28 protein-coding genes are annotated in these 21,899 nt (G+C 60.1%); 20 read left to right on the top strand and 8 right to left on the bottom strand.

All coding sequences use genetic code 11. The annotated features are described in order from the left end of the window. Nucleotides 1–7: 7 nt before the first annotated feature. From J5M57_RS02950 to J5M57_RS02930, 5 genes are all read right to left on the bottom strand, one after another. Nucleotides 8–2,803, bottom strand: coding sequence for a toprim domain-containing protein (locus J5M57_RS02950; RefSeq protein WP_207848757.1), 2,796 nt, complete (start codon nt 2,801–2,803; stop codon nt 8–10). A gap of 2 nt (nt 2,804–2,805) precedes the next feature. Beyond that, the gene (locus tag J5M57_RS02945) at nt 2,806–3,039 is read right to left on the bottom strand and encodes a hypothetical protein (protein ID WP_207848758.1); all 234 of its coding nucleotides are present in this window, start codon (nt 3,037–3,039) and stop codon (nt 2,806–2,808) included. A gap of 74 nt (nt 3,040–3,113) precedes the next feature. After that, nucleotides 3,114–3,479 (bottom strand): hypothetical protein, encoded by a 366-nt coding sequence (locus tag J5M57_RS02940; protein ID WP_207848759.1) that lies wholly within the window; start codon nt 3,477–3,479, stop codon nt 3,114–3,116. Beyond that, nucleotides 3,476–3,949, bottom strand: coding sequence for a YmfL family putative regulatory protein (locus tag J5M57_RS02935; RefSeq protein WP_207848760.1), 474 nt, complete (start codon nt 3,947–3,949; stop codon nt 3,476–3,478). Before J5M57_RS02935 ends, J5M57_RS02940 begins: the two co-directional genes overlap by 4 nt. Before the next feature lie 29 nt (nt 3,950–3,978). Beyond that, nucleotides 3,979–4,179, bottom strand: coding sequence for a DNA-binding protein (locus J5M57_RS02930; RefSeq protein ID WP_041074619.1), 201 nt, complete (start codon nt 4,177–4,179; stop codon nt 3,979–3,981). Between the two features lie 92 nt (nt 4,180–4,271). Here J5M57_RS02930 and J5M57_RS02925 point away from each other — a divergent pair, with 92 nt between their 5' ends. Together J5M57_RS02925 and J5M57_RS02920 are read left to right on the top strand one after the other, a co-directional pair. Beyond that, nucleotides 4,272–4,619: a helix-turn-helix domain-containing protein gene (locus tag J5M57_RS02925; RefSeq protein ID WP_041074636.1), complete on the top strand. Its 348-nt coding sequence runs from the start codon at nt 4,272–4,274 to the stop codon at nt 4,617–4,619. A 100-nt stretch (nt 4,620–4,719) separates the two neighbouring features. Next, nucleotides 4,720–4,905: a hypothetical protein gene (locus tag J5M57_RS02920; protein WP_041074617.1), complete on the top strand. Its 186-nt coding sequence runs from the start codon at nt 4,720–4,722 to the stop codon at nt 4,903–4,905. A 55-nt stretch (nt 4,906–4,960) separates the two neighbouring features. Here J5M57_RS02920 and J5M57_RS02915 read toward each other — a convergent pair whose 3' ends face one another. The 3 genes from J5M57_RS02915 to J5M57_RS02905 all read right to left on the bottom strand — a co-directional run bounded on the left by J5M57_RS02915 (nt 4,961) and on the right by J5M57_RS02905 (nt 8,117). Continuing rightward, the gene (locus J5M57_RS02915) at nt 4,961–5,218 is read right to left on the bottom strand and encodes an ogr/Delta-like zinc finger family protein (RefSeq protein WP_207848761.1); all 258 of its coding nucleotides are present in this window, start codon (nt 5,216–5,218) and stop codon (nt 4,961–4,963) included. Nucleotides 5,219–5,293: 75 nt separating this feature from the next. Then, nucleotides 5,294–6,136 (bottom strand): phage portal protein, encoded by an 843-nt coding sequence (locus tag J5M57_RS02910; RefSeq protein ID WP_243435178.1) that lies wholly within the window; start codon nt 6,134–6,136, stop codon nt 5,294–5,296. Next, the gene (locus J5M57_RS02905; RefSeq protein ID WP_207848762.1) at nt 6,075–8,117 is read right to left on the bottom strand and encodes a terminase family protein; all 2,043 of its coding nucleotides are present in this window, start codon (nt 8,115–8,117) and stop codon (nt 6,075–6,077) included. The genes J5M57_RS02910 and J5M57_RS02905 overlap by 62 nt, the downstream gene beginning before the upstream one ends. A 161-nt stretch (nt 8,118–8,278) precedes the next feature. On the opposite strand from J5M57_RS02905, the gene J5M57_RS02900 reads away from it, so the two are divergent. The 18 genes from J5M57_RS02900 to J5M57_RS02815 all read left to right on the top strand — a co-directional run bounded on the left by J5M57_RS02900 (nt 8,279) and on the right by J5M57_RS02815 (nt 21,899). Beyond that, complete coding sequence (locus tag J5M57_RS02900; protein ID WP_207848763.1) at nt 8,279–9,202, top strand: GPO family capsid scaffolding protein; 924 nt, start codon at nt 8,279–8,281, stop codon at nt 9,200–9,202. Between the two features lie 2 nt (nt 9,203–9,204). Further along, complete coding sequence (locus tag J5M57_RS02895) at nt 9,205–10,224, top strand: phage major capsid protein, P2 family (protein WP_207848764.1); 1,020 nt, start codon at nt 9,205–9,207, stop codon at nt 10,222–10,224. Continuing rightward, nucleotides 10,221–10,943: a phage terminase small subunit gene (gpM, locus tag J5M57_RS02890; protein ID WP_207848765.1), complete on the top strand. Its 723-nt coding sequence runs from the start codon at nt 10,221–10,223 to the stop codon at nt 10,941–10,943. The genes J5M57_RS02895 and gpM overlap by 4 nt, the downstream gene beginning before the upstream one ends. Before the next feature lie 98 nt (nt 10,944–11,041). Next, a complete protein-coding gene (locus tag J5M57_RS02885) occupies nt 11,042–11,503 on the top strand; it encodes a head completion/stabilization protein (protein ID WP_207848766.1) in 462 nt (153 codons plus the stop codon). Beyond that, the gene (locus J5M57_RS02880) at nt 11,500–11,952 is read left to right on the top strand and encodes a phage tail protein (RefSeq protein ID WP_207848767.1); all 453 of its coding nucleotides are present in this window, start codon (nt 11,500–11,502) and stop codon (nt 11,950–11,952) included. The genes J5M57_RS02885 and J5M57_RS02880 overlap by 4 nt, the downstream gene beginning before the upstream one ends. Next, on the top strand, nt 11,939–12,622 hold the full coding sequence (locus J5M57_RS02875; protein ID WP_207848768.1) for a phage virion morphogenesis protein: 684 nt from the start codon (nt 11,939–11,941) through the stop codon (nt 12,620–12,622). Before J5M57_RS02880 ends, J5M57_RS02875 begins: the two co-directional genes overlap by 14 nt. An 11-nt stretch (nt 12,623–12,633) precedes the next feature. After that, nucleotides 12,634–13,749 carry a DUF2586 domain-containing protein gene (locus tag J5M57_RS02870; protein ID WP_207848769.1) on the top strand — a complete coding sequence of 372 codons (1,116 nt, stop codon included), beginning with the start codon at nt 12,634–12,636 and terminating at the stop codon, nt 13,747–13,749. 6 nt (nt 13,750–13,755) lie between these two features. Then, the gene (locus J5M57_RS02865) at nt 13,756–14,208 is read left to right on the top strand and encodes a phage protein (protein WP_207848770.1); all 453 of its coding nucleotides are present in this window, start codon (nt 13,756–13,758) and stop codon (nt 14,206–14,208) included. Further along, the gene (locus J5M57_RS02860) at nt 14,208–14,417 is read left to right on the top strand and encodes a TraR/DksA C4-type zinc finger protein (RefSeq protein WP_207848771.1); all 210 of its coding nucleotides are present in this window, start codon (nt 14,208–14,210) and stop codon (nt 14,415–14,417) included. Before J5M57_RS02865 ends, J5M57_RS02860 begins: the two co-directional genes overlap by 1 nt. Next, complete coding sequence (locus tag J5M57_RS02855) at nt 14,417–14,713, top strand: hypothetical protein (RefSeq protein WP_083368429.1); 297 nt, start codon at nt 14,417–14,419, stop codon at nt 14,711–14,713. The genes J5M57_RS02860 and J5M57_RS02855 overlap by 1 nt, the downstream gene beginning before the upstream one ends. Continuing rightward, a complete protein-coding gene (locus J5M57_RS02850) occupies nt 14,710–15,237 on the top strand; it encodes a lysozyme (protein ID WP_207848772.1) in 528 nt (175 codons plus the stop codon). The genes J5M57_RS02855 and J5M57_RS02850 overlap by 4 nt, the downstream gene beginning before the upstream one ends. Further along, complete coding sequence (locus tag J5M57_RS02845) at nt 15,234–15,764, top strand: lysis protein (protein ID WP_207848944.1); 531 nt, start codon at nt 15,234–15,236, stop codon at nt 15,762–15,764. Before J5M57_RS02850 ends, J5M57_RS02845 begins: the two co-directional genes overlap by 4 nt. Then, nucleotides 15,761–16,051 (top strand): putative phage tail assembly chaperone, encoded by a 291-nt coding sequence (locus tag J5M57_RS02840; protein ID WP_207848773.1) that lies wholly within the window; start codon nt 15,761–15,763, stop codon nt 16,049–16,051. Before J5M57_RS02845 ends, J5M57_RS02840 begins: the two co-directional genes overlap by 4 nt. Before the next feature lie 169 nt (nt 16,052–16,220). Continuing rightward, nucleotides 16,221–18,206, top strand: coding sequence for a phage tail tape measure protein (locus J5M57_RS02835; RefSeq protein WP_207848774.1), 1,986 nt, complete (start codon nt 16,221–16,223; stop codon nt 18,204–18,206). Then, entirely contained in the window at nt 18,203–18,520 is a 318-nt protein-coding gene (locus tag J5M57_RS02830) for a DUF2590 family protein (protein WP_086794776.1), read from the top strand. The genes J5M57_RS02835 and J5M57_RS02830 overlap by 4 nt, the downstream gene beginning before the upstream one ends. Then, nucleotides 18,517–19,692, top strand: coding sequence for a baseplate J/gp47 family protein (locus tag J5M57_RS02825; protein WP_207848775.1), 1,176 nt, complete (start codon nt 18,517–18,519; stop codon nt 19,690–19,692). The genes J5M57_RS02830 and J5M57_RS02825 overlap by 4 nt, the downstream gene beginning before the upstream one ends. Further along, the gene (locus J5M57_RS02820; protein WP_207848776.1) at nt 19,689–20,213 is read left to right on the top strand and encodes a phage tail protein; all 525 of its coding nucleotides are present in this window, start codon (nt 19,689–19,691) and stop codon (nt 20,211–20,213) included. Before J5M57_RS02825 ends, J5M57_RS02820 begins: the two co-directional genes overlap by 4 nt. A gap of 9 nt (nt 20,214–20,222) precedes the next feature. Then, nucleotides 20,223–21,899 (top strand): phage tail protein, encoded by a 1,677-nt coding sequence (locus J5M57_RS02815; protein ID WP_207848777.1) that lies wholly within the window; start codon nt 20,223–20,225, stop codon nt 21,897–21,899.

The following is a 21,899-nucleotide window of genomic DNA, read 5'->3' as shown; positions in this document are numbered from 1 at the left end:
CTCCTTTTCACGCTTTGAAAATCCAGCACTTGACTGTTGTGGGCCGGCCCGGCGCCAGTGGTGTTCTGCTGTTCATCGCTGCGCGGACTGCGCTGTGTACCGCTTTGTTTGCCTCCAAAAACTTGTGCGAGCGAGACTCTTTCAACAGGTCGCGCAGGGTGGCGACGTCGGCCAGCTTCTGTTTGTGTTCGGCAGCTCGTTCGCTGAACTCATTGAGGTTGATCGCAATCAAGTTCGGGTCGCTGCTGTGATCGACCAAGGGGTCATCGTTGAGCGATTCGAGGTAGTCGTAGACTTCCCAGAATTCGGCAACGGCCGGGTGGTCGGAGCTGATTGAGGCTTGTCGCTCGATCGCCATACGGACGATCTGCCGCTGGGTTGCGGCTACCTGAGGCTCGTCCAGTTTCAGAACCAGGCGCAGGGCATCGAGCAGCGAAAGCAGCTGCGCGTGGTTCTTGCTGATCCGCTCCACACGGATATATCCGCGCAGGTCGGATCCGCAGCTGCGGCAGTTACCTTGTTCGCTTGGGAACTCGGTTCCGCAGTCGAAGCAGTGGGTGTGCAGCCGGCGCAGCTTGGCCTCGTGTTCGGGCATGCGCTGGGCGAAAAGCTCGAGGACGGCCGACTCTTTACCAACGGCCCGAATCAGGAAGTGGCTGAGAGTGTCGCCGTCCAGGGCGTTCAGTTTGTCCGCTGCGGCGCGGCTTTGCGGCGTCACTGTCGGCCGGATGAAGTGCAGCTTCACGATCCGGGTCATGATCGCCTCATGGGCGACCACGGCCGCGTTCTGGCTGATGGCGATCGTGCCGCGAAACGGTGGTTCGTAGGTTTCGTTGCCAGCAGTCTTCACACCTTTGGTGGCCAAGGTGCCGCCGCCGTAGTAATCCTTTAGCTCGTCCCATTCGAAGGTTTTGGCGTGAGAGCGATCCTCGCTGTGCCGATCGGCTTCGAGGAATACGACTGGCATACCTGCGACTTGCCCCATCAACCGCGAACGACCAGCTTTCGTCGATTTCATCGGGTCGAAGCCTTCGTACCCCTCGCGGCCGAGCAGCTTCCACAGCAGGTTAAGCAAGGTGGTTTTCCCGGCGCCGGCCTCGCCGGTGGCTTCCAGAAAAGGGAAAGACTGATAGCGCGCCCGGATCTGCTCGCAGAATAGCGAACCGAAGAAGAACACCAGTGCGACCAGGCCCTGGGCGCCGAAGCATGTCCACAGCAACTGCAGCCACTGTTCGTTAAAGTCGTTCCCATCACGCTGCAGCTTGATCGGGACGCCTTTCTGCAGCGATTTCAGTCGCAGTTTTCCGAACTCGAAATAGTCCTCGCTGTTGATTTTGTAGATCGTGCCATCCTTGATTGCGAGATCCCCAAAAACGTAACAGCCGTATTCCTTGCTGTAGCCCACGTAGTCAATCGTGGATACGGTTTTGATGCCGAACAGTTGATCCTTCATCAACTTGTCGAGCTGCTGGCCGCTACCGGTGTACATGGCACCGGCAGCCATGCCGAGCAGGCGTTTTTTGAATTCGCTGGCGGCTGATAGCTGACCGCTGGTGAAGGTGTTCTTCACGCTTTCTGAGTCGTGAGGGAAGTCCACACGCACGTAGTACCAGGATTCATCGGTAACTTCGTTGCGTTGAAAGTACAGCGCCTGTGGGTAGCAGTTGGCGATCTCGACGACGCTGCCGGACTGCTGCAAAGCTTTCTCGCGCTGTTGGGATTGGTTGAGTAGTTGGTCGTCGTGGTTTTCGCTGTCCTCGATGTCCTGCATCGCCCGGTTGAATTTTTCCATGTCCAACTTGAACCAGTAGAGGCGGCTACCGAAGCCGAGGTGGAATTCCCCGCGCTTGTTCCAGTCGTACATCAGCAACGCTTTCTCGGCGGCGCTCTCGGCAAGCAACAGCGCGCCATGATGACGTGCCTGTTTCAGATCTGCGGCAATCTGGTCAGCTCGTTCGCTTTCGTCGTCAATGAAGCCCCAGCGTTGGTGCAGGTCGTTCCAGTCAGCCTTACGACCGTCACGCTGAGGGATCTGCGCAGCCTCACAGACGAACCCCAGCCCTCGCGCCTGCTTTGCCCAACGTTTGGTATAGGTATGTGCACCTGGTTCATTGTCCAGCGCCCAGACCAGCTTCGGCAGCTTCCCCTCACGGTCACAAGCAAGCGCGCGCAGGGATTCCTCCGGGAACGCATTCGAAGACATGGCGGATACGGCAGCTATTTCGTTATGCACCAGGGCAATCGCGTCGAAAATGCCTTCCACAATCCAGATTTCTTTGGCTTCCAGCAGATCCACGCAAGGTGGGCACCACCAGACGCCGCGGTAGCTGTCCTTCGATTTGAAGCGCGCTTTCATCTTTCCAAAGCGGTGTGGGCGGTCGATCAACCTTTCCCACCAGCCGCCTTTCTCCAGTGCAAAGCGGACGGTAGAGCTGCCGGCGTTGTGTTCGGCCGAGTAATAGCTTTCCTGGGTGAACCATCCCTGGATCAGCTCTAAGCGAAAACCTCGGGCAAACTCCAGATAGGCGCGGGCGGTGGCGTTGGGGTGTTGATCAGTAGCTGGCGCACGTTTGCTCCAGTCTTCAAACAGGTCGTCGTATAGCTCCTTAACGTGCATCGTGTGAGCGCATTTTTCAGGTCTGCCGCAGATCACTAACCACGGAGCATCAAAACGGGTGTACAGCGTCTTCTGCCGGCACTTCGGGCAAGTACCCCCTCGCATGTAGTCGGTGTTTGTCCTGTGCTTGAGGCCGTAATCGAATTTCAAGCGTTCGATCACGTCGCTACGCAGTTGCTCTTTCATGGTTACTTCACTTTCTTAAGGCAGAGGGAGAGGGCGCCGATCAGGTGTTTCTGGGCGGCCATCACAGGACAGTTAGCTAGGATCGATCCGTGACGCAGGCCTTCGGGGATAAAGCGATATTGATCTGCATACCAAAGGTCATTGAGGCTGAGACGGTACTGTTCACGCAGGTTTGCCAAGAGCGCTTCGGCCTGCGCTGGCGGCAGTTTTGCGTTGATGTTCAGGGTGTTTTCCATCGTCAAACCTCAATTTCGGGCGTAGCTCACCCAAACCCACGGATATGGGGGATTGGGAATTCGTGGGTTGGGGGTTAAGGAGTGGTGACGCGGAAACGCCCGTTGTCCGGCGCGTTCAGAATGCGTTCATAGATCAGGCTGACGGGGACGGCCCAAACCTTACCGGTGCGTGTGTCAGTGATAACGGTATGTGTCTTCGTGCTGGTCAGTACGTCCAGGCGCTGCCGATCGCTTGCGGCAGATAAATCGCTGTAGGCCAGGTGAACTATTTTTTCGGCTGTCGGAGTCAGTACGTCGAAGTCGGACACCAAATGTTGAACGGCGCGTTTGACCAATTGCTGGTCGTCGCTCAAGTGTTCGCACCGGTGCCGTTCGAGGAACAGCGACGCCGCGGCTTTGAGCATGTCTTGATATTCCTGTGCTGCAGATAGATTGTTCATTGGGCTTTTCCCGCACGGTATAGAGCGATGGCTGCAAGCACTTCGGAGTGTCGTGCAGCAACATGGAGGTTGTGGGCGTCTAGGATCAGCTCGGCTTCTTCTTCGCTGATCGAACCGTCTTCAAGCGCCTTGGCGATCGCCTGGTCAACACAACCGCGCTTTGCTGCTACCTGCACCGACCGAGCGTAAAGCTCGACGTTGTCCAAGGTCTCAGGATCAGCAACCGGCACAAACAGCCCGCCATACATCGACGCGACGTAGTTGGGGAAATGGTGGGTGCCGCAATCTTGCTCCAGCATGAAAACTTGCGCGTCACTAAGGGGGCTACAGCCGGCGTTTTCGTAGGCATGGTTGTCGAACTTTTTAAGCTTCAGTCCCAAGCGTGCGGCAGCGGCCTCACGTCCTCCGGTATAGCTGCGGATGATCTCGCTCATGACTTCTTTGCGAGTGTCTAGGATCGGGCTTTTCATCTTCTACTTTTCCCTGTTGAGCGCCGCTATTACTGTTCGATCACGCCGTCTTTAATCCCTAGCAGCACAGCGGCGCGATGTGCCTCCCCCCGGCGACCTTTGATCCGACCGTTCAATAGGTCGCTGACTAAATTTTTGTTCAGTCCGTGTTTGCGACTGAACTCCGCAATGCTGACTCCTTTTCGATCAAGCGCCGCCCGGGCTTGCTCGTGCGTAACGGTGGCGGGCATAGTGCTCCCCTTGTTTGTTTCTGTTTGTTTGCGTTTGTCTGTGGTGATTCTTGGTCAAAAAAATGATCAAGTCAATGGTGGTGAATAAAAAAATGCTCATAGCGGATCGAGTGGGTGAACGCCTCAGGGAAGAGCGCGAGCGCTTGGGGTTAAATCAAACTGATTTTGGTGTGCTGCTTGGCGTCAGCCGGGGCACACAAAAGAACTACGAATTGGGAGCGAATTCTCTCGATCTCCGATACGTCACGGCTCTTGAAGAACGTGGCGTTGATGCTGCTTATGTGCTGACCGGCCGGCGATCCACTCCTCTGGGTCAACTTTTTAGCGCAGCAGAAGAAGAGTTGATAAACCAGTTCAGAACCATCTCGGATGAGGATCAAAAAGCGATTCGTCGTTTCCTTGAGGCTATGGCTGACGACGCCGCCAGGCGTCGGTCTTAATTCACGAAAAGCCATACATCATTGGGAAAGCTCCCATTCCAATGACTTTTGCCACGCCCCATAAAGTCCGCTCAGCAATGCACTTTATGGAGTAGTTAGCATGTTGGATCGCAAGAAGAACGATCAAATCAACCTCGAGCACGTCGGGTCGGAAACAACCGTACTCACGGACATCGAGCGTCGACTGATCGATCTGTATCGTCGGCTGAGTCGCGTTGAACAGCAGCAGGTTCGTCGCGTGGCTGAGATACTGGCAATCAACCCAAAGGAGAAAGTAGGGGGCTGAACGTCATTCTTTGAATGATCCCGATCGCCGACGCTGTAGCGTTGGCGGTTTGTACCTATGCCACCGCCTGCGACCCCAACTGCTCGAACAGCTCCCGCTGCTTCGCCGTGGGCAACTCGCGAAATCGATCGATCAACATGCGTTCGAAGGTCTGCGAAGACGGGCTGAGCGTGTGTGAGAACGTCAGGTTCGACACCCATGTGTGCCCGCACTTTGCGTCCAGGCACTGGCAGTACAGTTTTACAAAGGCTCTGGTTACCTCTTCCCGCGAGGCAATCCGGCCCTTGTGTCCGCAATTGCATACAACTCTCATTGTGTCCCTCCCCAGGGGCAGCTGATCGCCACCATATTGCCATATTTTGTAGTTGTATTTGCTCCATTGACTGTTTCATGTAGAGACTTCCACTGCCTGTTGTGCAGGTTTCCAGCTAAAGCGCCTGTCTTCGCGTAGCCGGTCATTCAACTGATCAAACAGCTGGCAGATCGGGCGGATTTCGTTGCTCGTGTATACGCGATCGATCTTTTCGATGTCGCCGAATCCACCGGTATTTTCCGGGATGATGCCTGCCAGCGCCGGGTTCATCCGCCAGGCCGCGATGACATCGTTTCGAGTGATGTTCTTCACTTTCTCCAGCTCGTCTTTCGCCTGGAAGTCGCCCACCGGGATGATCTGGATGGCGTTTTCCTTACCGTTGGGGATGTTGACGAACATCGATCGGAAGTTGCCCACGCCCTTGCTCGCGCTGATTTGGGCGCGCAGCTCGTCTTCGTCCTCTTCGGTCAGGTCGGGGTCGTTGGTGTAGAAGATGTAGCCAGCGTGCGCACCGTTGCTGTAGTAGCGCCGGCGGAAGAGGGTAGCGGCCTCATTCAGCAGCAACGCCTGCAGACCTCCCAAGTAATCCGGAATCCCGTAAATGTTCTGTTCTACGTCGTAGTCCAGGACGTGGGAGATTTCGTGCGCCTCGAACTCCATTTCCTTGTTGTCGGGCAGCAGCATCACGAAACCGCCGTCGACCTTCACGCGCATGTTGATCGCCGGCAGGTGTTGCAGCTCCAGCACCTGGCCGAATGCGTTGGTGTCGTTGTAGAAGTACGCTTCGCCAAACACCATGTAGTCCAGTCCGGCACGCCCCATCGTCTCCGTGCTGCAGCCAGCCGAAGCGATGAACTCACGCAATAGCAGGTTGCGCTTGAACTTCGGAATGGCACCGTGGTGAGCGTTGGCGCGCAACAGCTTCGCCAGGCCGGCCCGCGATACTGGCGGCTTGTAGATCTTGCCGTCGTCGCTCGGAAACACGCCCACGTACTCGCCGATGTTGCCGGACAGCACCTGCTCCGGTTCCCCGAATGTAAACGAGCGCATTGGCTGCTGCTGTGGTTGGGCTACGTGGTGCTTTCTGCGTTTGCGGTTGGCCATGGCTGCTCTGGTTACTCGTGACGTAGCGGCTACGACGCCGCTTGTTGGTGTTCAAAGGTTCGTTGGACAGGGCGTGCATCACCGCCCAGGCAATGTCGGCGTGACCGGTGGCCTCGGTACGGGATGCGCTGTAGGTGATCTGGCCGCTGTTGGTGGCGCCGCGCTTGATGGTCAAGAACGCCTGGGCGATGTCCGTCCAGCCCGCGTCCCACTCGATGCGACTGCCTTGAATCGTGTCCTGGGCTTTCAGTACCAGGGCGTTTTTCGCTTCCAGGCTGTAGTGAATCGGTGTCGCCTTGGCGTAGAAGTCGCGCACCAGGTCGAACACGCCGTACCCCACGCCGGTGACATCGATGCCGATGTGCTGCACGTTGAAGCGCTCGGTTAGCTTCTTGACCTGCGCGGCCTGGTAAGTAAACGAATGGCCGCGCCAGCTGTGCTTCTCCAGAATCCGGAACTTCGCCCCGGGTTCGAGGGGGGGCGCGATGACCACACAGGTGGCGTCGTCGCGCGTGCGACTCGGGTCGTATCCCAGCCAGACTGGGCTGTTGCCGAACGGACGATCCAGATCCGGGTTGTAGTCCTCCCACAACGACAGATCCGAGTAGCAGCGCTCCAGATCCTTGAGACTGAACGCGCTTTGGGTGCTGTCGATGAACTTGCAGTAGAACAGCTGCTGAAACTTGTCCTCGTCGTACTCCAGCTGCAGCTGCTCCAGGTCGAACAAATCGCAGCCGCCGGCGATCGCATCGTCCAGGGTGATCGTCTTACGCCACTGGCCATCCGGACACAGTGCGCCCTGTGTGTAGGCCGCTTCACTCGGCCACACACCGCCGGCCTTCTTGCCGCGCTTGCTGTTACGGAACTCTTCGCCCGACCAGAACGGATACGCTTGGTGCGACACCGCGCTGGGCGTCGAGAAATAGGTTTTGCGCCACTTCTTGTGGGTGCCCATGGCGCTGGCCACGGTGCTGAGTTTTTCGAAGTCGCGAATCCAGAAATATTCGTCCACGTAGACGTGGCCGTGGTAGCCCTGGGCGGTGCTGCTGTTGGTGCTGAGAAAGCGCAGCTCGGCGCCGTTGCTCAGGGTAATCGGGTTACCGGTCAGCTCAATGCCGAACCACTGCTGGGCGAACTGGATGATGTAGCTGCGGAAGATCTCGGACTGCGATCGGCTGGCCGACAGAAACACCTGGTTGTCACCGCTCAGCACGGCGTCCATGAACGCTTCGCCGGCGAAGTAGTAGGTCAGGCCGACCTGTCGGCTTTTGAGGACGTTCCGGACGCGGCGTGTCAGCGGGTTTTGTTTCGCCTCAAACAGCTCTTTCTGGTAGCCGTACATTTTTGAGATGAACTTATCCAGGAAGTCCACTTCGGTCAGGCCGCTGATGTCGTTCTTTGTCTTCTTTTCGCGCTTCTTGCCGCCGCCCTCGCCACGCTCGCGGCGTTGACCAGGCTGACGTTCGCGAGGCTCGTCCTGACGATCTGTTGCCGCCGCCTGCGCAGGTTTGGCCGCAAGCTTTTTCAGTCGCTCAAGCAGGCTTGTCAGCCGCTCCAGTTCGTCCAGTTCGGCTTTCGTTAGCGGCTCGATCTTCTCCAGAATCAGGGTGATTCGTCGGTTGACGGCGCTCAACGGTTCTTCATCCGTAAGCATCTCGTCCCAGCCGCCTTGGCGGATCCAGTAGTAAACGATACGGATATTTGGCAGCTTCAAATGCGCCTGGATTTCCTTCACCGAGCAGCGGCGCAGGTAGAGGCGTTTTGCGGCTTCTTTGACTTCGGTCGGGTAGTTCATGGGCCGCAGTCTATGCGGCGAAAACGCCGGAAACGCGGGGTTAAATCCCATCATTCGCCTATATCCGGAAAATAGGAGAACGCCGAAAACCAACCGTTTGTTTGGGGCAAAACGGCTCCCTATCGTGGCGGCTCATTCAACGATTGAGCGCAGTCATTCACATGCCCCGTTCCCTTGTCTCCTACTGGAAACGTGTTGCCACCAGCGGCCCGACCGTTGATGGCCGCGAGATCGTGCCCCAGGAACTGCGCGACATCGCCGAGACCTACACACCTGCCAAGTACACGGCGGTGATCTGGTGCGACCACGAACGCTGGCCAGGCTCGCACGGCACCGTATTCGCCGTGCGTTTGGTTGAAGAGGGCGAGGATCTGGAGCCTGGCCAAATCGCGCTGGAAGCTCAGCTGAAACCGAATGATCGCCTTCTGTACCTCAACGACCAGGGCCAGAAGCTGTTCAGCAGCATTGAAATCACCCCGAATTTCGCCGGCAGCGGAAAGGCCTATCTGACTGGCTTGGCGGTGACTGATGCGCCGGCGAGTCTTGGCACGCAAGAGCTGTATTTCTCCAATCGCACCAGCCGCGCCGCGTACTACGCCGCCTCGCAAGAACTCGGCCCCCTGCGCGAAAGCGAGCCGCAGGGCGAGATCGGGCGTCTTGCCGCCATGTTCACCCGCCTGTTCAAGCGTTTCGGCATTGAAGACACGCCCACCGAAACCACCCCGCAAACCCTAACCGAGAGCAACCCCCCAATGGATGAAGCTACCGCAACGGCCTTGAAAGCCCTGCTGGCCCAGCTGCTGGTCGTCGCTGCCGGCATTCAGGCCGTGATCGAGCCTGCAGCCGAAGACGCACCGGAACCCGATCAAGCCCCGATCGATGACGTCAGCGCGGCTGTGGACGAGATTGTCACGACTGCCGAAGAAGAGCGCGAATTCAAACGCAACGGCGGCGGCAACAAGGCTGTGCTGGCTGCGTTGGCCGGCCTGCAGAAGCAATTCACTGCGCTGCAGAACACACCGACCGGACGTCAGTTGCCGCGTAATTCCGGCCCGACTGACAAAACCAAAGCGCGGGTGCTCTGACCATGGCCCGTTCCCTGAGCGCCTACGGCGCCAAGATGTACGCCGAAATGCAGCTGGCGATCGCCGAGACCTACGGTGTCGAGCTGGCCAGCAAGATGTTCTCCGTTGAACCGTCGATCGCCCAGGAGCTGAACGACGCCATTACCGCCAAAGCGGACTTCCTGCAACGCATCAACGTCATTCCGGTGACCGAGATCAAGGGCGAGAAAGTGTTTATTGGCGTGTCCGGCCCGGTGACTGGCCGCACCAACACCAAGACCACCGATCGCGTGGCGAAAGACGCCTCGGCGCTGGAGAACAGCACCTATGAGCTTTCGTCGACCGAATCGGACGTGGGTCTGCCCTACGCGAAGATTGATGCCTGGGCCAAGTTCCCGGACTTCCATCAACGCTACTCCGCCGCCGTGCAGAAACAGATCGCCCTGGACCGCATCATGGTCGGTTTCCACGGTGTGAAAGCGGCTGCGCAGACCGACATCGAAGCCTACCCGATGCTGCAGGACGTGAACAAAGGCTGGCTGCAGCAGCTGCGCGAGCAGGCGCCGCAGCAGGTACTCAAGGAAGGCAAGGCAACTGGCAAGGTCACCATGGGGCCGGGCGGTGATTACGAGAACCTGGACGGCCTGGTGCATGACACCAAGCAAATGGTGGACGAGCGTCTGCGCGACGGCGGCGACCTGGTGGCGATCATCGGCACCGACCTGCTGGCTGCTGACAAGGCGAAGCTGTACGCCAAACAGGGCGACACACCGACTGAAAAAGAGCGCATTGAGGACGCTCAGGTCATCGCCACCTACGGCGGTCTGCCGAGCTTCAGCGTTCCGTTCTTTCCGGTCAACGGCGTGCTGGTCACCAGTTGGGACAACCTGTCGATCTATTTCCAGGACTCCAGCTGGCGCAAGCAAACCGTGGATAACCCGAAGCGCTCCCGCGTCGAGGATTACAACAGCCGCAACGAAGGTTACGTGATCGAGCAGTTGGAAAAGATCGCGCTGACCGAAAACGTGGAGCTGGTGAAGTGAGCCTGGCTCTCGCACACAAGCGCCGCACGTTGGCCCTGGGAAGCGCTGCAGTGATCGCTGCCGCAGCGGCACCGCTGGCGTATTCGCCGGCGGAAGCCCTGAGCAGTCCGGCCAATGCCAAAAAACACCTGCTCCTGCAGGAAGCGGCAATGGCTCAAGACCTGGAGCGCCTGAGCGCGATCAAGGGGCTCGCCGGGCGTCAGGCACTCAAACGTGAGGAACTGCTGCCCAAGTACCAGGACTTCATTCAGCGCTACATGGATTCGGGCCTGGTGATGCCGAACCCCGTCCTTGTGCAGGTGATGGTCTGGCTGTTCGACACCGAGCAGTTCGAAGACGGCTTGGTGCTGGCGGACTTTGCGATTGAGCAGGGTCAGGAAATGCCGGAGCGCTTCAAGCGGCGCGACGTGCAGACCTTCGTCGCGGATGCAGTGATCGATTGGGCATACGCCGAATACAACGCCCAGCGTAGCCCGGAACCGTATCTGTCCAACCTGCTGCCGCGTGTCGACGGTGATTGGGATCTGATCGAGCAGATCCCGAGCAAGTACCACAAGTTGATCGGTATGCGCGCGATGGAGGCCGAGCAGTGGGAAACCGCGCTTACGCACCTGGAGCGCTCCACTGAGCTGTACGCCAAAGCCGGAAACGAAACGCGCATTGCGAAATGCCGCAAGGCGATCGCCAAACAAACACCCGCCAACAACGGCGCCCAATAACCGACTACCCCCCCAGCGGGGAACTGTGGACGTGTGTCTGCCATTTATGGACAGCCCCACGAAAAACAGTCTCCCCGCCCTAATTCGAGCGGTCAGCAATGAGCTTTTCCGGGAAACCCACCACCTTTGTGGAACAGATCATCGAGAACGACGGCTTTTGGCCGGATATCTCCGTGTCCGAATTCCAAAAGGGTTACCGCCTGCCGGCGGAATTCCTGGGCGACCTGCTGACCGACGCGCTGAGCATCGCCATGGCCGAGGTCAACGATGACTTGGCCAAGCTCAAAGCCAGCTGGCTGGCGGCGGGCATTGCAACCGTGGAAAAAGCCGATCCGATGCTGCTGCCTGAACGTGCGTTCAAGGCCAAGCTCTACAAGCGCGCTGTTTACTGCCGCGCCAAGGCCAGCGCCCTGCAGCAGTTCGCCACCGTGACCCGGCGCGAGAGTGCCGAGAACACCGGCAAGGAAGCGCCGGAGCGTGAAGACACGTTTCTGGCATTCAGTCAGCAGGCTGTGCGCGCCCTGCAGGGCCGTGGCCGCATCACGGCGAAGTTGCTATGACCAAGCTGCAGGCATTGACCGCCTACCTGATGCAGCGCCGCCTGGTCGCGCCTGAGCAGCTCGACAGCTTCACCGAGCAGGTAAAGCTTTCGCTGATCTGGAAACCCGACGTCGGCGGCATGCACTTCGCCGATATGCACTATCGCGCCGCGCTTGTGCTCGAGCGCTTCGCCGACCATCCGGCGCGCCTGATGGCCCTGGTCGGCAGCTGGCTGGAAAACCACGACGTAGATCGCGACCGCCATGAACTGCCTGCGCCGGAATTCGCCGTGGAGCCGTTGGACAACGATCTGTTCGACGTGGAAGTCACGCTGGAATTCGTCGAGCCGCAGTACCTGTCCGAAGACCTTGCAGGCGAGATCGAGGCCTTCGGCAAGACTTGGGCGTTTGTTCCCTTTGATCTGTGGATAGCCGAGCGCGGCGAGGTGGCCACCGATGGCCGGCCGTAGCACTTTCGAACTCGACGTGCGCGGTCGCCTTGGCGTGCGCGAGCAACTGGCCTTGTTGAGCCTGCCGCCGCTACTGCGCCGCCGGTTGTTGAACCAGGTTACCAAGCGCGTGCGGACGATGAGCCGCAAGCGTGTGCGTGAACAGCGAAACCTGGACGGCTCGCCGTTCGCCCCGCGCAAGAGCGACGGCAAGGGCAAAAAGAAAATGGAAGCCGGCCTGGCCAAGTTGATGGTGGTCACCCGCGTGACCCCTGACGAAGCGGAACTGGGCTGGAAAAACGCCCTGACCCGATGGGTTGCTGCCCAGCAACACAACGGTGCCAGCGAGCGCCGCACGGCCGCGCAGATGCGCCGCTGGAACAAGACCCCTCCGGGCCTGGCTGCGACCGACAAACAGGCAAAGCGTCTGCGCCGGTTGGGCTTCCGTGTGCGCCAGGCGGGGAAAAAGACGCTGACCCGGCCGTCTGTGGCGTGGATTCAAGAACACGTGAACTACGCCCAGGCGGGGCTGTTGATCCGCATTCTGGATGACCAGCGCGGGGAAACTTCCGGCGCGCAGAGCTGGGAAATCACCTTGCCGAAACGCCAGTTCATCGGCGCCGAAACTGAGCGTGAAACCAATCACCTGATTAACCAGGTGATGCAACAAATCCTAACTTCACCCCGCTAACGAGGCACTGCATGGCACTCGGTCAAGTCACCGTCGACAATCTCAATCTGGGCCAAGGTCCGGTGACTGAGATTGAGCGTTACTTTCTTTTCATCGGCCCGGCCGGCAAGAACGTCGGCCAGTTCGTCCCCCTGAACACTGACAGCGATCTGGACGCCACCCTGGGCGTGCCGGCCAGCGACCTGAAAACCCAAATCACCGCCGCCCGCCTCAACGGCGGTCAGCGCTGGGCGTGCGTGGTGGCTCCGATCGCCGCCGAGGGCGACTGGTCCAGCGCACTGGAGAAGGCCCAGCAACAGGGATTTTCCGTCGAGGCTGTGGTTATCACCAAACCTGTCACCGCACCGGCCGAAGTGTCGGCGATGCATGACGCCGCAATCTCGCTGAGTAACACCTATGGCCGTCGCGTCTTTGTGATGGCATGCGCTGCCGGCATCACGGCCGACCAGACCTGGGCGCAGTACGTGAGTGAGCGTAAAGCGCTGCTGGCCAACCTGGCGGCGCCGCGTGTCCTGGTCGTTCCGCAACTACACGGCAATGACCTGGGCGTTCTCGCTGGTCGCTTGGCAAACGCTTCCGTCAGCATCGCCGACAGTCCCATGCGTGTGGCCACCGGTGCTGTGCAAGGCCTTGGCCCGGTGCCGGTGGACGGCGACAAGATCCCGCTGCCCTCGGCCGTGCGTTCCGAACTGGATCGAGCGCGCTATTCGGTTTCGCAGACCTATCCCGATTATCAGGGCGTGTACTGGGGTGACGGCAACATGCTGGACACCCCCGGCAGTGACTTTCAGGTCGTGGAATATCTGCGCATCACCGACAAGGCCGCTCGCCAGATCCGGGCGCTGTTGATCCGCCGCGTGGCCGATCGCCGCTTGAACAACACGCCCAACAGCATGGCGGTGAACACCAACCAATTGATGGCGCCGCTGCGCGCCATGGCCAAGTCCGTCACGTTCGCTGGCCAGGTATTCCCCGGCGACATCGAGCCGCCGAAGGACGGCGACCTGGTGCTGACCTGGTTGAGCAAAACCAAGGTGGTCGCCTACTTCAAGCTCAAACCCCTCAACTGCCCGAAAGACCTGACGGCGAACATCGCCCTGGATCTTTCCACCGACAAAACGGAGTAACGCCCCATGGCAAAAATTGGCGGCAAGAACTTTGACGTGAGCCTGGGCGACATCGCACTGCACGTCGAGAACTGCACCCTGGACATCACCGACAACTCGGCCGTAGCCCAAACCCGGGGCGTGCCGGACGGCTATGTGGAAGGCGACGTCGCCGCCGCCGGCGAACTGGAGCTGGATAGCGCCAACTTTCAACTGCTGATCGACGCGGCGCGCTCGGCCGGTAGCTTTCGCGAACTCAAGCCGTTTGACGCGGTGTTCTTCGCCAAAGCAGGCGGTGATGAGGAACTGCGCGTGGAGGCTTTCGGCTGCAAGGTGAAGGTCTCCAGCCTACTGGCAATCGATCCGAAGGGCGGCGAAAAGACCAAGCACAAGGTGCCGTTCGACGTCACCAGTCCGGATTTCATCCACATCAACGGTGTGCCGTACCTCGCTGCCGCTGAGATTGAAGGTATTCGCTGATGGTGGACTGGTTCGACCGCGCCCAGGAGCTGGAGCAGCGCCAACGTGACCACGCGATCAAGGCCCAGCTGCTCAAGCCTTTGCCGGTCGGGCCAAGCCTGACCCATTGCCTGGAATGCGACAAAGAGATCCCGCCGGCGCGCCAGGCGCTGGGCGGCAAGACGCGGTGCGTCCCGTGCCAGACGGACTTTGAGAAGAGTAAACGCTGATGACCACTGACGCCGTGCGCCTTGGAGTGCTGGAGCAAAAGTTCGCTGTCTTCGAACACCGGCTGGGCGAGCTGGAAGACCGCCACGAAACCGTCCCGACCCGCGTCACCAAGCTGGAGCAGGGTTTCGAACACATGGCGGGCCAGCTGTCGGAACTCAACGCCGGGCAGCAAACCCTGACGGTCGCGGTGAACGACATCGGCGCCAAAGTCGGCCGCTTGCTGACCATCCTGACGCTGGTTGGCGCCGTGCTGCAGATGGTGGTGCCGGCGCTGCTGCGAGTGTGGTTTCCATGAGCCTGCGTGGTCGGATTCAGGCCGGCTTGATCGCGCTGGCCAGCGCTCCGCTGGTGGTCTTTTTGGGCACCTGGGAAGGCAACGGCCAGAACACCGTTTACGCGGACAAGCTCGCCGGTGGCCTGCCTACGGTTTGCAAAGGCATCACCTGGTTTACCAGCCCGTACCCGGTCGTGGTCGGCGACTACTGGCCGCCCGCCAAGTGCGCCGAGGTGGAGCAGTTGGTGATCCGCAAAACGCAGCTGGAGCTGGCCGATTGCATCACCAACCTGAACGTGGGCCAGAACCCCTTCGACGCACTGACCAGTCACGCCCACAACTTCGGCGTGACCAGCACCTGTGCCAGTCGAGCAGTCGCGCTTATCAACGCCGGTCACATTGCCGAGGGCTGTAAGGCCTTGGCCTGGGCGCCAGACGGCAAGACCCCCGTGTGGGCCTTTGTGACTGACGCCAATGGCCAGAAACGCTTTGTTCCAGGGCTGCACAACCGCCGCTTGGCCGAGATGGGAGTTTGTCTGAAGTGACCATTTCACCTTTCAAGGCCGCGCTGATCGCGATTCTGATTACCGCACTGGTGCCCATGTATTGGTTTATCCGCGTGGTGGATCAACGCGACGAAGCGCTGGAAGACGTGCGAGGCCTGAACGCTGAGGTGGTCGGCCTGCGCCAAGCGGCCCGCATCAGCGGCGAGATGCTTGCCGAGCGGAACGCGATCGACCAACGAAACACCGAGGAATTGACCGATGCACGCACTGAAAACGAACGCCTGCGCCTCGCTGTTGGCGATGGCACTGCCCGGTTGCACGTCCGCGCCACCTGTCCCGCCTCCGGATCTGTGTCCGCCACCGCCGGCACCGCCCGCGTGGCTGATGCAGGCACCGCCGAACTCGCAGCAGACGCTCGACCGGATTATTTCACCCTCCGAGATGAACTTGCCCTGACCCAGCAAATGGTTCTCGGACTCCAGCAATACGCCCTCGGCGTGTGCCGACGATCGCCGGCGCACCAGGGCACCACTTTTCCCAACCTCAACGAGAGAAAAAACCCATGAGCCAACAAAACACCGAAATCACCCTGGAAGTCGGCGAAGCGGAATTCACCTTCAACCTGACCCCGGCTGACGTCACCAAGTATTTCAACGCCCTGACCCAAACCAACAAGGTCGCCCCGGGCAACAACCTGCTGATGACCACCGTGCTACAGGAACAGAAAGCCGTCCTGAAACCGCTGCTGGCCAACCCGGTGATGGTGATGCAGATCGCCGGCGCGCTGCTGGAGGAATACGCGCCGAATGTTGAGGTGATCGTAAAAAAGCGCTCGAGCACGCTGAGCGCCTAAGCGAAAACGGCTTGGGCCAGTTGATGGCCCTGACAAACCGCTGGGTACCTGGTGCCGAACCCACGCCCGAGGCGATGGGGACGGCCAGGTGGCTGGAGGACGAATACTGGAGACGCATGGAGTTTGCCGTGGCTAACGGCATCGCCCTTGCGCTGAACGGGTAACGACATTGGCAGACCGTAGCGCCAGCCTGGCTTTCATTCTCAGCTTGCAGGACAAGGTCACCGCGCCCCTGGGCAAGGTGAAAATGGGTTTTGCAGAGCTTTCCGATCAAAGCGAAAAGCACATCAAGACGATCGGCTTGGGCTTGGGCGGTCTGACGGCGGGCGTGGTCGCCATTCGCGAATCCATGGAACCGGCGCTGGAGGTCAATCGTGCCCTGGGCGACGTGCGCTCGTTGGGCGTGGCTGAGGGCGCGCTGTCGGCGCTCAATGCCAAGTCGCTGGAATTCGCCGTGAACTACGGGGAGAACGCCAAGGACTTTGTGGCGTCCGCGTACCTGATCGAGGGCGCCATCAAGGGGCTTGCCGGCAACCAACTGGCCACGTTCACCAACACCAGCAACCTGTTGGCCAAGGCCACCAAAACCGACGCCGAAACGATGGGCGAGTATGTCGGCACGCTCTACAACCTGCAGAAGTCCCAAGCCGATGCGATGGGGAAGGGCGCGTGGGTGGAAAAGCTCGGCGGTCAGACGGCGCTGGCGGTACAGCTGTTCCGCACCAGCGGCGCTGCCATGAAAGACGCCTTCAAGGAAGCCGGAGCGATCGCCACGACGTCCGGCGTCGACCTGGCTGAACAGATGGCGGTGATCGGCACGCTCAGCAGCACCATGGAAGGCGGCGACGCCGGCGGACGCTACAAGGCGTTTTTCGAGAACATCGGTGCCGCCTCGGAAAAGCTCGGCATGAAGTTCACCGACCAGCAGGGCAAGGTGCTGCCGATGATGTCCATCCTGGACAAGCTCCAGGGCAAGTTCGGGGATCTGACCAGTGCTTCGGCGGGTGCCTGGCTGATGGAGGCTTTCGGCGGCGAAGGCGCCCAGGTGATCGGCGCGCTGGCCAAGGACACCGACCGGCTGCGCAACGGCATCGAGCAGTTGGGCAAGGTGCGCGGTCTGGAGAACGCTGAGCAGATGGCGCGGGCGATGGTTGACCCGTGGCAACAGTGGGCGTCCTTGGTCGAAGTCATGCGCGTGGTGTTCGGTCAGGTGCTGATTCCGGTGCTGTCGCCGTTCATGGCCAAGATGGTTGACATTGGCAAAACGCTGGTGCGCTGGTCACAGCTGTTCCCGAACATCACCCGCGTGATCGGCATCACTGCGCTGTCGATCATGGGCATCGTCGCCGCCATGTCCGCCTTGACCATGGTGGTGGGCATCGCGCGGATGACCTGGCTGGGCATGCTGACCGTCTGGAAACTCTTCCAATTGATGGGCCTGCGCACTGTCGCGATGTTCATCCTGCAGAAACTGGCAATCCTGGCTTACGTCGTGGTGATTCACACGCTGAGCGCCGTTCTGGCGGTCATTCGTGGCGCCATGTTGCTGTGGCAGGGTGCGATCTGGCTGGTCAACGCGGCGCTCTTGGCCAACCCGATTGTGTGGATCGTAGTCGGGATCGTCGCCCTGGTGGCGGTCATTGTCGCGGCCGTCTACTACTGGGACGAATGGACGGCGGCACTGATGAACACCGCCGCGTTCCAGTTCGTCGCCGACAAGCTGCAGAAACTGTCCGACTGGTTCAACTCCATGGGGGGCTGGTCGGGCATGGCCAAGGCCACTTGGGACAGCATCGTCGGCATTTTCACCAAGGCCGTTAACGGTGTGATCGAGCTGCTGAACAGCATCCCGGGCGTGAACATCGAGGCGCGTTTCGGCGGTATGCCCGAAGTGCCCGGCGTCGATGCTGCGACCAACGCCGCCGACACCGCCAACGCCGCGCAGAAAGCCCAGCAGACCATCAACGCGGCCATCCCCAGCCTTTCGCCGGCGCGCCCTTCAGCGGTACCGCCCGGTGGCTTGCTGACCAGCATCCAGAACAACAACAGCAGCCAGAACAAGGGCACGCACGTGGAAAACGTGAACATCCATACCGGTAAAACGATGACACCGCTGGAGATGGAAAACATGGTCGCCATGGCGGTGGGCGGGTGAGCGAGTACGTGGATCTGTGGATCGTCGACAACGACCTGGTGCTGGATCCGTCGCACCAGCCGCTGCTGATCGATGACCGCGCCTGCATCGCCCAGGACATCGCCCACATGATCCGCGACAGCGGGCTGCTGGTCGTGCTGGTGGCCGAGCGCGACCGCCTGCGGCAACGAGACTGCATCCAGCAGCTGGAACTGTTGGTGGAGAACGACGAACGCCTGGTACCGGGGACAGCGCGCATCACTCAACAGGAACCAGGCGTTTACCTGGTGACTGCCAAAACCATCAAATTCGGATCGATTGAGGTAAGTCTGTGAGTCAGGTCGATTTTAAAAAGGTGATCGCTGACGCCGGCATTCCGACCACCGAAGCGGGGCTGAAAGCCGCGTGGGAAAAGGAAGTGGAAGCCCAGGGCGCCAAGGTGGCCAACACCAGCAGCTATTCGCCGTTCTGGCGGGTGATGACCGCGCTGGTGACCAAACCGGTGTTGTGGCTGTTGGACTTTTTGTGTCTGACCGTGCTGCCGAACTTCTTTGTGAAAACGGCGGTAGACGCCTGGCTGGACATGCTCGCGTGGGCGGTCAACGTCGAGCGCAAGGGCGCCACCAAAGCCCGCGGTAAGTTGCTGTTCACCCGGGCGGTACCGGACGGTGTGCTGGAGCTGGAAAAGGGCATTGTGGTGCAGTCGGCCGCAATCAACGGCAATGTCTATCAACTGGTCACCACGGCGCCGGCGACGTTTCAACAGGGCCAACTCCAGCGAGACGTTCCGGTGGAAGCGATCGACGCCGGCAGCGGCTTCAACCTCGCCCCGGGTTACTACGCGATCCTGCCGGTGCCGATTCCCGGCATTGTCCAGGTGGTGAACAAAGACAGCTGGCTGGAATCACCAGGTGCGGACCCTGAGCCAAACGAGCAACTGCGTTTGCGCGTGCGCAACCAGTTCTCGGCGGTCAACCAGTGGCACACCGACGCCGTGTATCGCGCCATGATTTCCGCTTTCCCCGGCGTGCGTCCGGACGGCGTTTACTTTGAGCATGGCGCACCACGTGGGCCGGGCAGTGCCAACGCCTATGTGCTGTTTGACGCGGGCGTGCCGGCGGCGACTTACCTGGAGCAAATCAATTCGCACATCCGCGACCAGGGCAACCACGGCCACGGCGATGACCTGCTGGCCATGGTCATGCCGGAGGTGCCGGTGAGTGTGGTTATGTCCCTTTGGCCCCAACCGAACCTGAGTACGGAACAGATCAACACGCTGAAAATTGAGGTCGAGTTGTTCATCCGGGCAGCGTTTCGGGAAAGCACCCCGCGTGATTATCAGCCCACGCTGACTTATCCCCAGTCGCGTTTCAGCTTCAGCCGGCTGGCGGAGGAACTTCACCAGCAGTTTGCCGACATCGCATCGCTTCGGTTTGCCCCCGGGGTGGACATCATCAGCGGTCTGGACATCCCGCGCCTTTCCTCGGTGAAGGTGAATCTGCAATGACCAAACTCAAACTGCCGTTCTGGCTCGGCGGTACCGAGCTTTCGAAGCTGGTCGCCGCTGCACAGGCGTGGTGGGAAACCGTCAGCGGCTGGTTGCGCTGGCCTTACTCGCAGATCGATCCCGACACCTGCCACATGAGCATTCTTGAGTTGTGGGCCTGGCAACGTGACGTCACGCGCTTTCAGGGCGAACCGGAGTCCCTGTTTCGGCTGCGGGTGAAATACGCCTTTATCAACTCCGTAGATGCCGGCAGCACCGCCGGCCTGAAGCGCATTTTCGAGCGTCTCGGCGTGGGTTACGTCGAGATCGAGGAGCGTCAGCCCGATCGGGAGTGGGACGTGGTGTTGCTCAAATTCAGCAACGCCCAGCTATCGCTGAATCCCGAGCTGCTGCGCGTGCTGATCCAGCAATACGGCCGGACCTGTCGGCGCTATGACTTCGTGACCATCACCCCCGTGGGGCTTCAAATCGCCCTGATCGACTTCAACGACGACCAGCAAACGCTGGTTGCCAGCCTGTAGGAGCGCACCGTGAGCGCTAGTATTATCTTGGCCGGCGAAAGCCAAATCGCCCTGAAACAGAGCCAGAAAAAACCGCTGATCATCACTCGGTTCATTTTCGCCAACGTGCCCGACCTGAACCCGGAAACGCCAGTAGACCGCGCCGCCGGCAAACCACCTGCAGGCCAGATCGTTCAGGTCTATGACATCCCGGAGCAAAACGCCGGCTTCGTGAACCCCAACCAGGTGGTGTACAGCTGCCAACTGGGGTCGGATATCGGCGACTGGGACTTTAACTGGGTCGGTCTTGAGGACGCTGAAGGCGTGCTGTTCGCCGTGTCCTATGTTCCGCTGCAACAGAAGCGCAAGAACATCCCACCTCAGCAGATCGGCAACAACGTCACCCGCAACTTTCTGGTGGCCTTCGACGGTGCCATGCAACTGACCGGCGTGAAGATCGATGCCAGCACCTGGCAGCATGACTTCACGGTGCGCCTTACCGGCATCGATGAGCGCGAGCGTCTGAGCAATCGCGAGATGTACGGCCGCGCCTGTTTTTTTGGCAACGCGCTGGCATTCGCAAAGAGTGAAAACGGGTTCCAACTGAATGCCGGTACGGCCTACATCGAAGGCATTCGAGTGTTCATGTCAAAGCCGTGGGCATTCACCGGTGCGATTCCCGAAGGAGTAATCACGCTTGACGTCTGCCTGGAACGACAGTTGAACGATCGGGTGGCGACTTGGAAAGTCGTTTATGGAGAAAAGTCCGATTACACCGACGCAGCCGGCGTTCGCCATTACTGTGTGCCGATCGCCTTTTACACGTCCCCAACGGCCTTTTCGGACGCACGTAAACCTGAGTCAATCGCCGGGCCACTGATCGAGCACTTTGCAGCGCGTGATGGCGATTACGCGGGCTTACGCGCTCGGGGCACTACCAAAGAGGACGTGAAGCTGGGCAATCTGCCCAACGCCAAGAGCGATGACCCGAAAACCAACAGCAGCGACATTCTTGCCACCACGGCCGCGCTGAACAAACTGCAACAGTTGGTCGACAACTCGATGACCGGGATGGTCGCCGCGTTCGATATGACCAGCGCGCCACCGGGCTGGCTGAAGTGCAACGGCGCCGCCATTTCCCGAACCACCTACGCCAAGCTGTTCGCGGTGATTGGCACCCGCTACGGCGCCGGCGATGGCGTGAACACCTTCAACGTGCGCGACATGCGTGGCAAGTTCATCCGCGCCTGGAGCGACGGCGGCACCGTGGATGCCGGCCGTGCGCTGGGCAGTGACCAGGCCAACCAAAACCGCGCGCACGCCCACGCCGCGTCAACCGCCGGAGCAGGCGCCCACGGTCACGGCGGACATATCGACGCGGCCGGTTGGCACAATCACTCGGCCTGGGCAGAGGCAGGCGGTGGAGGAAACGCCCAAATTCTGATGGGCAACCAAGGCATCAACGTCGGCGGCAACCTCGCCGGGTCGGTGATGGGTTCCAGCTCCGGCGGAGCCTTCTGGCGAGAGTTCGGAAGCGCCCACGCTGCACACACCCACGCCGTCGGCATCAATGGTGACGGTGTACACACCCACGGCCTGAACATCTACGCCGACGGCCACCACGTTCACGGTGTCACGGTTGCTGCAGACGGGGGCAATGAGTCCCGTCCGGACAACGTGGCATTTCTTGTCTGCATCAAATATTGA

It is taken from the genome of Pseudomonas sp. 86_A, assembly GCF_017491705.1.
Taxonomy (GTDB): Bacteria; Pseudomonadota; Gammaproteobacteria; order Pseudomonadales; family Pseudomonadaceae; genus Aquipseudomonas; species Aquipseudomonas koreensis.
The sequence above is the reverse complement of the archived record's forward strand: the minus strand, read 5'-3'. Positions and strand labels throughout refer to the sequence as shown.

What these genes read in the sequence shown, in the direction of transcription:
- J5M57_RS02915 (WP_207848761.1), bottom strand. Translation starts at nt 5,218, where the DNA reads ATGAGAGTTGTATGCAATTGCGGACACAAGGGCCGGATTGCCTCGCGG.
- J5M57_RS02905 (WP_207848762.1), bottom strand. Translation starts at nt 8,117, where the DNA reads ATGAACTACCCGACCGAAGTCAAAGAAGCCGCAAAACGCCTCTACCTG.
- J5M57_RS02870 (WP_207848769.1), top strand. Translation starts at nt 12,634, where the DNA reads ATGGCACTCGGTCAAGTCACCGTCGACAATCTCAATCTGGGCCAAGGT.
- J5M57_RS02930 (WP_041074619.1), bottom strand. Translation starts at nt 4,179, where the DNA reads ATGCCCGCCACCGTTACGCACGAGCAAGCCCGGGCGGCGCTTGATCGA.
- J5M57_RS02840 (WP_207848773.1), top strand. Translation starts at nt 15,761, where the DNA reads ATGAGCCAACAAAACACCGAAATCACCCTGGAAGTCGGCGAAGCGGAA.
- J5M57_RS02895 (WP_207848764.1), top strand. Translation starts at nt 9,205, where the DNA reads ATGGCCCGTTCCCTGAGCGCCTACGGCGCCAAGATGTACGCCGAAATG.
- J5M57_RS02820 (WP_207848776.1), top strand. Translation starts at nt 19,689, where the DNA reads ATGACCAAACTCAAACTGCCGTTCTGGCTCGGCGGTACCGAGCTTTCG.
- J5M57_RS02900 (WP_207848763.1), top strand. Translation starts at nt 8,279, where the DNA reads ATGCCCCGTTCCCTTGTCTCCTACTGGAAACGTGTTGCCACCAGCGGC.
- J5M57_RS02880 (WP_207848767.1), top strand. Translation starts at nt 11,500, where the DNA reads ATGACCAAGCTGCAGGCATTGACCGCCTACCTGATGCAGCGCCGCCTG.
- J5M57_RS02935 (WP_207848760.1), bottom strand. Translation starts at nt 3,949, where the DNA reads ATGAAAAGCCCGATCCTAGACACTCGCAAAGAAGTCATGAGCGAGATC.
- J5M57_RS02925 (WP_041074636.1), top strand. Translation starts at nt 4,272, where the DNA reads ATGCTCATAGCGGATCGAGTGGGTGAACGCCTCAGGGAAGAGCGCGAG.
- J5M57_RS02885 (WP_207848766.1), top strand. Translation starts at nt 11,042, where the DNA reads ATGAGCTTTTCCGGGAAACCCACCACCTTTGTGGAACAGATCATCGAG.
- J5M57_RS02950 (WP_207848757.1), bottom strand. Translation starts at nt 2,803, where the DNA reads ATGAAAGAGCAACTGCGTAGCGACGTGATCGAACGCTTGAAATTCGAT.
- J5M57_RS02920 (WP_041074617.1), top strand. Translation starts at nt 4,720, where the DNA reads ATGTTGGATCGCAAGAAGAACGATCAAATCAACCTCGAGCACGTCGGG.
- J5M57_RS02850 (WP_207848772.1), top strand. Translation starts at nt 14,710, where the DNA reads ATGAGCCTGCGTGGTCGGATTCAGGCCGGCTTGATCGCGCTGGCCAGC.
- J5M57_RS02855 (WP_083368429.1), top strand. Translation starts at nt 14,417, where the DNA reads ATGACCACTGACGCCGTGCGCCTTGGAGTGCTGGAGCAAAAGTTCGCT.
- J5M57_RS02875 (WP_207848768.1), top strand. Translation starts at nt 11,939, where the DNA reads ATGGCCGGCCGTAGCACTTTCGAACTCGACGTGCGCGGTCGCCTTGGC.
- J5M57_RS02860 (WP_207848771.1), top strand. Translation starts at nt 14,208, where the DNA reads ATGGTGGACTGGTTCGACCGCGCCCAGGAGCTGGAGCAGCGCCAACGT.
- J5M57_RS02940 (WP_207848759.1), bottom strand. Translation starts at nt 3,479, where the DNA reads ATGAACAATCTATCTGCAGCACAGGAATATCAAGACATGCTCAAAGCC.
- J5M57_RS02945 (WP_207848758.1), bottom strand. Translation starts at nt 3,039, where the DNA reads ATGGAAAACACCCTGAACATCAACGCAAAACTGCCGCCAGCGCAGGCC.
- J5M57_RS02865 (WP_207848770.1), top strand. Translation starts at nt 13,756, where the DNA reads ATGGCAAAAATTGGCGGCAAGAACTTTGACGTGAGCCTGGGCGACATC.